This is a genomic window from Sphingobacterium cellulitidis, assembly GCF_043187465.1.
GTDB lineage: Bacteria > Bacteroidota > Bacteroidia > Sphingobacteriales > Sphingobacteriaceae > Sphingobacterium > Sphingobacterium cellulitidis.
The window spans coordinates 1,321,065-1,333,695 of record NZ_CP171136.1 but is presented as its reverse complement, the minus strand read 5'-3'; the positions used below and the strand labels follow the sequence as shown (position 1 = coordinate 1,333,695).

Below are 12,631 nucleotides of genomic sequence, written 5' to 3'. Positions count from 1 at the left end.
TTATTTTTTAATCATTGAAAAAACATAGAACATTTCAGTTGCTATCTCCAAACTCCTTTCCGCATATATCTTTGTCTGCTCTGTTGTGCCGTCTGAAATCTTCGGGTCTTCAAATGTGATAGGTATTCTCTTTTCTGCACCTGCAATAAAAGGACAGCCATCGTCTGCCTGTGAACAGGTCATAATGGCAGTGAATGCCGATACAGGATTGAAAGGGCTATCGTACTTTTTTGAAAAACCGATAATCGGCAAAGCATTTTCACTGTACTTAATAGCATAAACAGGATTGTCCGCTTCCGAAATTTTGAAAGCAGAAAAACCCTGTTCATTCAATGTTTCCACTACTTTCGGAAATAATGCCGTTTCTTCCGTACCGCCCGAATAGCAATATACATTCGGGATATGGTAATATACACTTGCCACCTGTGCCCAAACCTGCGATAAATGGCTTCTTCGTGAATTGTGTGTACAGATGAAATTGAGATTTATTACCTGTCCGTTGCTTACTTTTTGTTGTACGAAGTCTATCAAGGGTTGCAATATGGTTTTACGTTCTTCGCTTACGGTCTGAACATCAGATATTCCCTTTATGGTTTCAGCTAAATTCTTGTACATTACGATTGGTTTATAGGGTTTAACAACAGTCCGAATTAGGCGAACAGCAAGCACTGTTCAGCTCTGATAATTCTACTTTTTGTTTTTCGGCAGGAATACCGCAGGCATCACTTGCCAAACAAGCGGTTTGTTTGTTTTTCAGTACAAAATGGTTTCCGTTAAAATCCAGATTGTATTTGCCAATGGTTTCGCTTTGGTATTCCACTTCTATTTCGGCATCTTGAATATCCAATTTTTCTTCGGACAGTTTGATGATGTTCAATAGTTTGGTCGGCTTTAGCCTGTGTTCAAAATCGTTGGCGTTCCACAACTGGAAGTTGACGACCTTTTCATTTCTGATCGTTCCGCCACAATCAATAAAATGTTTTGTAACAATACCTACCTCCGTAACGTGGAAATGTTTGGGGACAAATGTTCCGTCCGCTAATTGAAATTCAACATTGTCCAATGTTGGTAAGATTTCTTTGATGTTTGATAGTTTCATTGTTTTTGAATTTTGAAATGATTTATTAAAATATTGTATCGTAATATAGCGATGTTAAATATTAAAAAATCACGGCTAACAGCACTTGTTTACCTTTACTTCCTGATCAAAGAATGAATTAAAATCTGCTTGGATTTTTTTCCAAACATTTTTATCGATGCAATAACAAACAGATTTAACCTCGATTGTGCCTTGAATGATGCCGATACTCTTTAACTCCTTTAAATGCTGAGAAATCGTAGCCTGTGCCAATCCCAATTCCTCGACCAGATCATTACAGATACAGGCTTTCTGGTTAATGATATATTGAAGTATGGCAACCCTTGCAGGGTGTGCCAGAACCTTAAATAGAGAAGCTAATCTGTTTTGCTCGTCCGTGAATATTTCTGATTTAGTAAGTCCCATGCTTTGTTTTTTATATATCGCAATATTACGATAATAAATTTAGATATAATATGGTTTGTAAAAAAACAATCAATTCTTTTAATAATCTTATGTGTGGTAAAACCCTACCTCTCAAAGCCAAACTCTGCCACTTTCAGTCGACCTTTTCTTCTCGCTGATACCTTAGCCGTTGCAAGAAAAAAAAACGAACAGGAACAATGATTGGGTTTTTATTGGAATGGGATATATTACACGGGCAAATGCAGAAATCGTCCTACTGTTCACAAAGGGAAAACCTCTTGAAAGACATGCAAGAGATGTTCCACAGGTGCTTATATCTCCCCGTGGAAGACAATCCGAAAAACCTGACAAAATCAGAAAGCGTATTGTTCGGCTTTTTGGGCAAGTTGACAGACTGGAGCTTTTTACAAGACAAAGTTCCCAAAACGATGATGATGATTTTGATGGGTCGGACGTATATGTCAATGAAGTGGACAACTCTATAACGATATCTGAATAAACACTGTTCTGCCAAATCCTGCCTCCCGAAGCCAAACCCTGCCACTTCTTCAAAGGCTCTTGCTCCCTGCTCTAATTTTAGGTTTTACGCAAAATTCTAAACAAAATTTAATTATGAGTACACAGCAAAAAGACCTGTCGTATTTCCGTTTACGACTACAGGAACTCCTGAACAGTAGTTTCCCTGAAAAAGCCAGCAACCAAAAATTTATTGACCAGCGTTCCTCGTGGGCTGCCAATGCCTATGAGGATGCGTTCCGTTCCGGCAATGCCATTGAGCAATGTAATGAGATAGCGAATTACATACTCTTTGAGGGTTTGCACTTCTCCAAGTTTGATATGGTTTTTCAGGTAGTATGCAATGAGTTCGATACCCTAATGGCAGACGAGGAACTGCGGCGGTTCGCTCTGAAAATGTTCCCTGTTTGCGAGAATGTTTTCGCCCAATATGAACTAGCCGATGATTTTGCCTACGGTTATGAGTTTGACCTGCTCTATACCGAGATAACCGGAACCATCGCAATATGGATTGAGGAAAATGGGCTTCAGTAAACGGCAGCATCTCTTGGACAATATCGAAGCCCTGCGGATTGCCTTTACATTGGAAAAAGAGCAACGAAACGCTACCGTGGGTGAAAGACTGTCAATGAAACAATACAGCGGATTTGGCGGTCTTAAATTCGTATTGAACCCCATAGCAAATGAAATAGATATCAACCATTGGAGGAAAACCGAACACGATTTATTCCCCATTACGCTGGAACTCCACAAACTGCTCAAAGAAAAGTCCGAAGACGATAAGCAATACCGCCGATACGTGGACAGTATGAAAAGCTCCGTGCTGACGGCTTTTTATACACCTCCACAGGTAATTGATGCAATTTCCGAAACCCTGCGGGAAAGCGATGTAAATATTCAGAAATTCCTTGAACCCTCCGCAGGTATCGGCTCGTTTATACAATCCTTTTCCGAAAACCAACAAACCAAAGTAACTGCCTATGAAAAAGATTTGCTGACAGGCAAAATCCTAAAACACCTCTATCCCGAAAGCAATATCCGTGTGAGCGGTTTTGAGGAAATCCCCGAAAAGGAACAAAATAGCTATGATGTTGTTGCAAGCAACATTCCGTTTGGCGATACTTCCGTGTTCGATCTTACGTTTTCCCGAAGCAAAGACCCCGCAAAAATACAGGCTGCCCGTAGCATACACAATTATTTCTTTTTGAAAGGAAACGATATGCTCCGTGAGGGTGGTTTGCAGGTATTTATTACTTCGCAAGGAATTTTAAACAGCCCCAACAATGAGCCGATACGTAGGGCGTTAATGAAAAGCAACCATCTGGTGTCGGTTGTCCGATTGCCAAACAACCTGTTCACGGAATATGCAGGTACAGAAGTCGGAAGCGACCTGATTATCCTGCAAAAGAATACGGCAAAACAACCTCTGAGCGAATTGGAAGAGCTGTTTTGCCAAAGCAGGCAGACCAAATACGATACTTCAAGCAATGCTTTTTTCCGTGACGGTACGAGGGTCATACATACCGACCGTAAGATAGATACCGACCCATACGGAAAACCTGCAATTATCTATACGCATAAAGACGGTGTTGCGGGGATTGCCAAAGATTTGAAGCAAATGCTTTCCGAAGATTTTGGAAAGCACCTGAATTTTGATTTGTACAAAGGCGAAAGCAACGATGAACCTATCGTACAAATTCCGATTACGCCAACGCCGGCACCTCCGGCTACTGAACCCGAAATCATACAACCCGAACGACCGCGTTTTACTGCACCAGCCATTGTACAGGAAAGCCAGCAGGAATTAAAACAGCTAAGCATTTTCGACCTGTTTGAAAATGTAAATGAAACCGTAGCGGTTATTACCCCGCCAAAGAAAACCACCCAAGCCAAAAGACAAACGACAAAAAGAAAACGTACCCCAAGAGGTCGGCAAACCGACCTCTTTAGCGGAGCGATGCAACAGTCCTATACATCTCCAGCATCAAACGGCACGGTCAATAAAACCTTACAAACCAATGGCACAAAACAGAAAACAATCGGCGATTTATTTTCACAGGCAAACAGTAATGGCCAAGCCGATAAGTCAGCCGGTACCGTACCTGCTACTGTTCCCGAACCTGCTCCGTACAGTGACGAACTCCAACAGTTTCACCGTAACGATTGCCTTGTCGTAGATAACGGTTGGGTCGGCTATTTGCAGGAAGTGGATAAAAGTGATGCAAGGGCAATATTCCACCCGTTGCAGTTACCGTCTTTGCAAAAAGCAAGAGCCGAAGCATATATCCAAGTTCGTGATACCTATATCGACCTCTACCAAAAAGAAGCCGAGAAACATTCAGAACACAAGGAAGAAAGGGAAAACCTTAACCGCTTATACGATGCTTTTGTCAAAAGGTACGGAAATCTCAACAGTGCGGACAATATCAAGCTCATCAAAACAGACAGTGTAGGCAAAGAAATGCCCTATCTGGAGCGTGTCGTTGGTGGTGTAATCCATAAGGCAGATATATTCAGCCGTCCTGTAAGTTTTTCTACCGCAACCATTGCAACGGACAATCCCGAAGAAGCGTTATCGGCTTCGCTGAACAAATACGGAAGCGTGGATTTGGACTTTATGTCCGAAATCAGCGGTATGCCTGCTGATGCTTTGAAAGAAGCCTTACACGGTCTCATCTACTACAATCCATTGCAAAAGGAATATGAAATATTCGAACGCTGGGTTGCGGGCAATGTAGTGGAGAAAGCCAACGAAATAAGAGATTACCTCGAAAGCAATCCCGATGATACCCAAGCTAAAGAAAGCCTTACCGTTTTGGAAGAAGCCCGACCAAGACGTATCGAATTTGAGGAACTCGATTTTAATCTGGGCGAACGCTGGATACCCACTGGCATCTACGCCCGATTTGCATCGCATCTGTTCGACGCAGATGTGAAAATCCACTATTCGGACAGTGCCGATGATTTTTCCGTCACCTGCAAACAGAAAAATGTCCATATATGGGATAAATATGCGGTCAAAGCCCAAAGCCGGACGTATGACGGGATTGCCCTGCTCAAGCACGCCCTTGTCAATACCACACCCGATATTTCCAAAACGGTACAGGTTGACGGAAAGAATGTCAAGGTACGGGATATGGAAGCCATACAAATGGCGAATACCAAGATTGACGAAATCCGAACCTCCTTTAACGATTGGCTCCACGCCCAAAACGATGAGTTCAAGATAAGGATGACTGACCAATACAACGACACCTTTAACTGTTTTGTCCGACCGCACTACGACGGTTCCCATCAGGTGTTTCCGGAATTGGACCGAAAAGCATTGGGTATTGAAGACCTGTATTCAAGCCAAAAGGATGCTGTCTGGATAATAAAGCTCAATAACGGTGCTATCTGCGACCATGAAGTAGGTGCCGGAAAGACGTTGATAATGTGCACGGGTGCACAGGAAATGAAGCGTTTGGGACTGGCTCACAAACCGATGATTATCGGGTTGAAAGCGAATATACCTGAAATTGCCGAAGCCTACCGCACCGCCTATCCGCACGCTAAAATACTCTATCCGGGCATTGATGATTTTACGCCCCAAAAACGACTGCGGATTTTCGGAGATATTAAGAACAACGAGTGGGATTGTGTGATATTGACCCACGACCAGTTCGGAATGATACCCCAATCGCCCGAAATACAAAAGGAAATCCTGCAATCCGAACTGGACAGTGTGGAGGAAAATCTTGACGTTTTGCGAAGTCAGGGCGATGAAGTAACCCGGGGTATGCTCGCCGGAGCAGAGAAACAGAAAGAAAACCTCGAAGTCAAGCTGAAAACCCTGCAACACGACATTGAAAACCGCAAAGATGATATTGTGGACTTCAAGATGATGGGTATCGACCATTTATTTGTAGACGAAAGCCACCAATTCAAAAACCTGATTTTCAACACAAGGCATTCAAGGGTTGCAGGATTGGGCAATCAACAGGGAAGCCTAAAGGCACTGAATCTTTTGTTTGCTATACGGACTATACAGGAACGTACCGATGCGGATATGGGGGCAACTTTCCTTTCGGGTACGACTATCAGCAATTCACTGACCGAATTGTACCTGTTGTTCAAATACCTGCGACCAAGGGCTTTGGCAAAACAGGGCATTAACTCGTTTGATGCGTGGGCGGCAATCTACGCAAAGAAAACAACCGATTATGAGTTTTCGGTCGCCAATAATATCGTGGCAAAAGAGCGTTTCCGCTACTTTATCAAAGTGCCGGAACTCGCTCAATTCTACTCCGAAATCACGGATTACCGTACCGCCGAAATGATTGGAATAGACCGTCCCGAAAAGAACGAGATATTTTACAACATACCTCCAACTCCAGACCAGGAGAAGTTTATTGAAAAGCTGATGGAGTTTGCCAAATCAGGCAAAGGGGAATTACTTGGCAGAAAACCGCTATCTAAAAAAGAAGAAAAAGCAAAAATGCTTATCGCTACGGACTACGCTCGAAAGATGTCTTTGGATATGCGAATGGTAAGCCCCCATTACCAAGACCACGCCGATAACAAAGCTTCCCATTGTGCAGATAATATTGCTAAATATTACAATAAATTCAATGCACAGAAAGGCACGCAGTTCATCTTCTCGGATTTGGGAACATACAAGCCAAATCAGTGGAATATCTACTCCGAAATCAAACGTAAGCTCGTGGAAGACCACGACATACCTGCACACGAAATCCGCTTTATACAGGAAGCGAAGAATGACAAGCAACGAAAAGAGCTAATCAAAGGAATGAACGAGGGCAAAATCCGTGTCCTTTTCGGTTCTACGAGTATGCTCGGTACAGGTGTGAACGCACAGAAAAGAGCCGTTGCCGTACACCATTTAGATACGCCGTGGCGACCGTCCGACCTTGCGCAAAGGGACGGTAGGGCTATCCGCAAAGGCAATGAGATTGCCAAGCATTTTAACGACAATAAAGTGGATGTAATCATCTATGCCGTTGAAAAATCGCTGGATAGTTATAAGTTCAACCTGCTGCACAACAAACAGCTATTTATTGACCAATTAAAATCCAACAATCTTGGTAAACGGACGATTGACGAAGGTGGTATGGATGAAAAGTCGGGTATGAATTTCTCGGAATATGTAGCTATCCTTATGGGCAATACCGACCTTTTGGACAAAGCTAAAATAGAGAAACAGATTGCCGGATTGGAAAGCGAAAGGCAATCGTTCAATCGTTCAAAATCAAGTGCCAAGTACAAACTGGAAGATTATGAGGCAGAACTTGGAAAAGCCCAATCCCGCTATGACCGTATGAGCCTTGATTGGAATAATTTGCAGGGACGTATCCAAAAAAACACTGACGGTTCCGTTGCCAACCTTATTAAATTAGACGTTTTGTCGCCCAATGCGGATATAAAACAAATCGGTGCAAAGCTCAATCAGCTTGCCGACAAATCCCGAACGGGTGGGGATTATGAAGAAATCGGTAATCTGTATGGCTTTCAACTTTTGGTAAAAACGGAAATGTCACAAAAAGAGGGGGTGGATATTCGTGTAAACCGTTTTTTTATTCAAGGTGAGGGTACTATCAAATATACATTCAACAATGGTGTAATGGCAAAAGATCCCGAAACAGCTTCACTAAATTTTATTAAAGCATTGGAAAAGCTGCCCACCTATATCAGAAAAGAACAGGAGAATATGGCAGATTTCCAAAAAAACATTCCAATACTTAAGGAAGTAATCAATGGTACGTGGACAAAAGAAAACCGACTTAGCGAACTCAAAACGGAGTTGGCGGCAATTGAGCGGAAAATACAGTTATCTAACACTCCGGAACCAATAGAAAATTCTACAGAACAAGTCGAAAAGCAGCAAGAAAATCCAAAGGCTATGGAAAGCGTAGTACCGACAAAAAGTATTTATATGTCACGGGGAGTATTGTAAAAACATTTACCCATTCATACATTTTCCTAATCACAACATCTCAGGTTCGTTCAATTTATTTCTGGACTGTGATTCATTTCAAAATTGATGAATAAATAGTAGCATAAACCACTACATTACAGAAATAATCTTACACCCACATATCTTATCTGTAGCTCGTTTTGAATCCAAAAAATCAAACAAATTGAATTGTATGTTGTTCTGTCTATGTGTTCTATCAAAAAAAGTCTTTAACATTTCATTATTAAAAGAGAAAAGGAAATTGATAATAATAATATACATCTATGAAATTAGCGATAAAAATAATGGCAATAGCAGGAATACTGTTATTTATCCAAGCGTGCGATAAGGACGATATCAACAAAATCAAAATCCAGAATCACGATGACAATGAAATGATGACTATCATGCACAACATGATGGATGAGATGATGGCCATGCAAATGCCTCCCGACCCTGATAATGCTTTTGCTCTGATGATGCGAATGCATCATCAGGGAGCGATCGACATGGCAAATAAGGAACTGCAATCCGGCGATGATGCGCAAATGAGGGAGATGGCCCAGAAAATAATTAAAGACCAGAAGGCTGAGATTCAAGAATTAACCACATTTCTCAATGGTCACGTACCGCATCTAAATGTTCCCGAATTTGTTACAGAGCAGATGAAAAATATGGAACGCTCAGGCAGAGTGACAGATCTCCAAATCATTAATGGAGACACGGATCACGATTTTGCCATGTTGATGATTCAGCATCATCAAAATGCAATTGGAAACGCAAAATTGGAACTTATTTACGGACACGAAAGTGCTATGCAGACAATGGCAAAAAATATTATTGAAAAACAGGATCAGGAAATCTCGGAGATTCAAACCTGGTTATTAGCTAATAAGAATAGATAAATAATTTCTCACTTTAAACAATAAAATTATGTCACATCAACAATTTCAAAAATGTATTGACGAATGCTACGCCTGTGCTGTAGCTTGTAACCATTGTGCAGCTTCTTGCTTGCAAGAGGACAATGTAAAAATGATGGCTCGATGTATCCAGCTTGATCTGGAATGTGCAGCCATATGTAGAGCCGCAGCCGAACTCATGAGTTTGGGAAGCCAATATAGCCGTCACCTTTGCAAGCTATGTGCGGAGATTTGTAGAGCGTGTGGAGATGAATGTGCTAAGCATGATATGCAACATTGCAAAGAGTGTGCGGATGCTTGCTACAAATGCGCAGAAGCTTGTGAGCAAATGGCAACGGCGGTATAATCTCATTATTGGTAGAAGTCTAAAAACCTCCAATGAATTCAAACTGGGTAAAGAATTTCAGGACCGTTTCCATTTGTAAACGATAGTTAGGGAAAGAGGAAAATGGACTGGCTCCTTCGCCGAATAATGATCGACGGGAGTGTAAAATAAACTGTGTCAATGGTTGAATTACCGCCCCGCGGGGCGGTAATTCAACCATTTTTCTTATTGCAAATCTAACACCATTCTTCCCGGAAACCAAATTGCTAATTTCTGTGCTGTTGTTCCCCAATTGGCTAGTGGCATCGTCCATTTCTTCTTAATGTTGTTATGTGCTAAATAAATCAATTTCAATAACGCTATATCGGAGGTGAATGCACCTTTAGTTTTGGTGACCTTACGCACTTGGCGATGAAATCCTTCGATCGTGTTAGTCGTGTATATCAACTTTCGGATGGATTTATCGTATCGGAAATAGGTGGTCAGACGATCCCAGTTGCGTCGCCAGGATTCAATGACCACAGGATACTTTTCACCCCATTTATCCTGAAGTTCATCCATCCGAAGCTCGGCTAGATCCAACGTATCGGCCCTATATACGGGTTTTAGATCGTTCATGAACTCCTTTTGATCCTTACTGGCTACATACTTTAGGCTGTTTCGGATTTGATGTACTACACAGGTCTGTACTTCGGTGTCGGGAAAAACACTCTGTATCGCTTCGGAAAACCCTTTTAAATTATCGATACAAGCAATTAAGATATCCTCTACGCCTCGATTTTGTAAATCAGTCAATACGCTCAACCAAAAGTTAGCTCCCTCATTCTCCGAAACATACATCCCTAACAGATGCTTATGTCCATTTCGATCAATGCCAAGAATATTGTATACTGCCCGCGAAACAAACCGATGGTCTTCTTTTACTTTGTAGTGCATGGCGTCCATCCAAACAATCGTATAAAGCGAGTCTAGACTTCTTGATTGCCACTCCTTGACCTGGGGAATGATCTTATCGGTAATCGAAGAAAGCTAAAATCGTCTCACGTTTCTTAATAAGCTGGGGTTCGAAGTTAGACCGACGGTCACGCGGAGTATCGATCTCGATAGTGCCATCTGAGGTGCGAATCTGCTTGCTGGACTTGCCGTTACGACGATTACCACAAGAGCGTTCAGCTTCATCCAGATGGCTCTCAATCTCAGCTTCTAGCGCTGCTTCTAAAAACTTTTTCATTAAAGGAGCAAAAGCTCCGTTCTTGCCATAAAGTGATTCACCACTACGTAACTGTTCTAGGGCCAGGTCCTTCATGGACTCAAAATCAAAATCGCTTTCCTTAATACTCATAATTACTATGTCAAAAATAATACTTCTGTTTATTATCCTTGACACAGTTTATTTTACAGTCTCTGATCGACAAAATCGTCTTTTGATTTTATATTTCGTCCTGTTCTTCCATTTTTTTAATCAAAGCATCACGTAAGCTGTCAAGGAATTTCGTTCGGTTCAGCTTTCTTGCTTTGAGTTCCAAAAATGTATGGTAAAAATCGCCCAAATCAACATTAAAACTGTTTTCAAAAAATCTGACTATGGTTATAATATCTGTATTCCCATTATTGAAGACGGCTTGAGAATGCAGTCCGTAAATCAATTCCGTTAAAGCCGCTTTGCTTCCCGTCCAACTTAATGTTGGTAGGTCTATTGATTTATCTTTATAGATTATGTTGTGAAGTTGGTCTTCAAGATAAACTTGAATCAGGTCATTGGCAATTATTTTTGCCGCCTTATAATCGTGGGATGTAGAAAACCGGTGGTCGGTTTCAAAATAAACCGTGTCCAAACTTAACTTTATATCGTGTTTGCCCCGAACAAATAACTTTTCATCTACAAATGAACTGCCTGTTCGGTAATATTTATAGAATTCAAGGTTACTCTCAAAATACCGTTTGAGTTTCCTTAGCTCACCATTAATGTATTTCCTAATAGCTTTTATATCATTAGGTTTTTTTGTCTCTATTTTATAGATAGCGTTATAGTAAATGAGTTTTGCAACAATGACTGGTTTTTGATATTTGAAAAAGTGGATCTCTTCATTTATACTATCAAAGCCATTTTTTAGTGTATATTCCTTTATTTCGGAAAGTCTCGATAATATCAACTCGATAATAACTTCATACAAAGCTATGGAACCATCCAGTTCAAGAGACACCTCTTTTATTTCATCTTCTAGTTTCTTTCAGTAGCGTCCTAAACGATGGAAAAAATGGCGGTGGATTTATATAGCAGGGAATGCTATATTTATTTCGCTAAAAAAACCTCCATCGCCATGGTAAATATAAACGTATTTTCCCAGATTTTGGGTCTAATCGATCGAGACATTTTTGGCAGATTGGTTCAACAATACCAATCCGACAAGCATCATAAGGGCATCAACAGCTGGACACATTTTGTGAGCATGCTATTCTGCCATTTATCCTCTGCGGATTCGGTTCGGGACATTTCTAATGGACTCCGCAGCACTACTGGCAACATGAGCCATATGGGTATCTCCAGAACGCCGAGCAAGTCCAACCTTTCCTATATGAACGCTCATCGGGACCACGGTCTTTTCAGGGATCTGTATTATAAGCTTTTGGATCACCTATGGCAACATCATCCTCACAAAAGGACGGAATTGCGAAGATTACAACGTAAGGTGTTTTTGATGGATGCTACCATCATTCCATTGTGCTTAAGCGTATTTGACTGGGCCAAGTTCCGTAGTGCCAAGGGAGCGGTGAAGCTACACACCGTATTGGATTACGATGGCTGCATGCCGAGTTTCGTCCATATTACCGATGGCAAACAGCATGAATCCAAAATTGCTAAGTCGATGTCATTTCCCAAAGGTTGCGTGGTTGTTGTAGACCGGGGCTATGTGGATTATGCTTGGATGAACGTTTTGGACAGCACCGGCTGTTTCTTTGTTACCCGGGCGAAATCCAACATGAAATATACCCTAGTGAAAACGGTAAAGGGTGAAGAGCTTCGTGCTGGCGGGATCCTTGAAGATCAGCTTGTTGAGCTTGGCGGACTTGCCAATCAAAGGTATGCAGGAAAGAAGATGCGTTTGGTTCGCGTTTGGGACAGCACCAAAAACGTGGAATACGAGTTCCTGACCAATAATTTCTCCTGGAAACCAGCCACCGTAGCAGCGCTCTATAAAGAACGTTGGGAGATTGAAACCTTCTTCAAGCACCTCAAACAACGGCTTAAGGTAACCAGTTTTGTGGGAACATCTGAAAATGCAGTGTACATTTAAATATGGACTGCACTTATCGGGATCCTGCTCTTTAAGTACATTCAGAAGAAAGCAAAGTACGACTGGAACCTCTCGAATCTGGTCAACTTTATCAGGCTGAACATATTCGTGAAA

9 protein-coding genes and 1 pseudogene are annotated in these 12,631 nt (G+C 41.6%); 5 read left to right on the top strand and 5 right to left on the bottom strand.

The annotated features are described in order from the left end of the window. From ACF3OC_RS05790 to ACF3OC_RS05780, 3 genes are all read right to left on the bottom strand, one after another. Complete coding sequence (locus ACF3OC_RS05790) at nucleotides 1–615, bottom strand: hypothetical protein (RefSeq protein WP_002993237.1); 615 nt, start codon at nucleotides 613–615, stop codon at nucleotides 1–3. A gap of 19 nt (nucleotides 616–634) precedes the next feature. After that, nucleotides 635–1,099: a DUF6428 family protein gene (locus ACF3OC_RS05785; RefSeq protein WP_002993236.1), complete on the bottom strand. Its 465-nt coding sequence runs from the start codon at nucleotides 1,097–1,099 to the stop codon at nucleotides 635–637. Between the two features lie 75 nt (nucleotides 1,100–1,174). Beyond that, nucleotides 1,175–1,504 (bottom strand): helix-turn-helix transcriptional regulator, encoded by a 330-nt coding sequence (locus ACF3OC_RS05780; RefSeq protein ID WP_002993233.1) that lies wholly within the window; start codon nucleotides 1,502–1,504, stop codon nucleotides 1,175–1,177. A 612-nt stretch (nucleotides 1,505–2,116) separates the two neighbouring features. Here ACF3OC_RS05780 and ACF3OC_RS05775 point away from each other — a divergent pair. From ACF3OC_RS05775 to ACF3OC_RS05760, 4 genes are all read left to right on the top strand, one after another. Continuing rightward, nucleotides 2,117–2,554 (top strand): DUF1896 domain-containing protein, encoded by a 438-nt coding sequence (locus tag ACF3OC_RS05775; protein WP_002993229.1) that lies wholly within the window; start codon nucleotides 2,117–2,119, stop codon nucleotides 2,552–2,554. Continuing rightward, entirely contained in the window at nucleotides 2,541–7,973 is a 5,433-nt protein-coding gene (locus tag ACF3OC_RS05770) for an N-6 DNA methylase (protein ID WP_094280390.1), read from the top strand. Before ACF3OC_RS05775 ends, ACF3OC_RS05770 begins: the two co-directional genes overlap by 14 nt. A gap of 284 nt (nucleotides 7,974–8,257) precedes the next feature. Next, nucleotides 8,258–8,878 (top strand): DUF305 domain-containing protein, encoded by a 621-nt coding sequence (locus ACF3OC_RS05765; RefSeq protein WP_002993226.1) that lies wholly within the window; start codon nucleotides 8,258–8,260, stop codon nucleotides 8,876–8,878. 28 nt (nucleotides 8,879–8,906) lie between these two features. Then, complete coding sequence (locus ACF3OC_RS05760; RefSeq protein WP_002993225.1) at nucleotides 8,907–9,242, top strand: four-helix bundle copper-binding protein; 336 nt, start codon at nucleotides 8,907–8,909, stop codon at nucleotides 9,240–9,242. A 204-nt stretch (nucleotides 9,243–9,446) separates the two neighbouring features. Here ACF3OC_RS05760 and ACF3OC_RS05755 read toward each other — a convergent pair. After that, nucleotides 9,447–10,563, bottom strand: a pseudogene (locus ACF3OC_RS05755) (IS256 family transposase). 88 nt (nucleotides 10,564–10,651) lie between these two features. Further along, nucleotides 10,652–11,425, bottom strand: coding sequence for an RteC domain-containing protein (locus ACF3OC_RS05750; RefSeq protein WP_256962511.1), 774 nt, complete (start codon nucleotides 11,423–11,425; stop codon nucleotides 10,652–10,654). Nucleotides 11,426–11,470: 45 nt separating this feature from the next. On the opposite strand from ACF3OC_RS05750, the gene ACF3OC_RS05745 reads away from it, so the two are divergent. Then, nucleotides 11,471–12,517 (top strand): IS4 family transposase, encoded by a 1,047-nt coding sequence (locus ACF3OC_RS05745; protein ID WP_218823953.1) that lies wholly within the window; start codon nucleotides 11,471–11,473, stop codon nucleotides 12,515–12,517. Nucleotides 12,518–12,631 lie beyond the last annotated feature (114 nt).

What these genes read in the sequence shown, in the direction of transcription:
- ACF3OC_RS05765 (WP_002993226.1), top strand. Translation starts at nt 8,258, where the DNA reads ATGAAATTAGCGATAAAAATAATGGCAATAGCAGGAATACTGTTATTT.
- ACF3OC_RS05745 (WP_218823953.1), top strand. Translation starts at nt 11,471, where the DNA reads ATGGAAAAAATGGCGGTGGATTTATATAGCAGGGAATGCTATATTTAT.
- ACF3OC_RS05760 (WP_002993225.1), top strand. Translation starts at nt 8,907, where the DNA reads ATGTCACATCAACAATTTCAAAAATGTATTGACGAATGCTACGCCTGT.
- ACF3OC_RS05770 (WP_094280390.1), top strand. Translation starts at nt 2,541, where the DNA reads ATGGGCTTCAGTAAACGGCAGCATCTCTTGGACAATATCGAAGCCCTG.
- ACF3OC_RS05775 (WP_002993229.1), top strand. Translation starts at nt 2,117, where the DNA reads ATGAGTACACAGCAAAAAGACCTGTCGTATTTCCGTTTACGACTACAG.
- ACF3OC_RS05780 (WP_002993233.1), bottom strand. Translation starts at nt 1,504, where the DNA reads ATGGGACTTACTAAATCAGAAATATTCACGGACGAGCAAAACAGATTA.
- ACF3OC_RS05790 (WP_002993237.1), bottom strand. Translation starts at nt 615, where the DNA reads ATGTACAAGAATTTAGCTGAAACCATAAAGGGAATATCTGATGTTCAG.
- ACF3OC_RS05785 (WP_002993236.1), bottom strand. Translation starts at nt 1,099, where the DNA reads ATGAAACTATCAAACATCAAAGAAATCTTACCAACATTGGACAATGTT.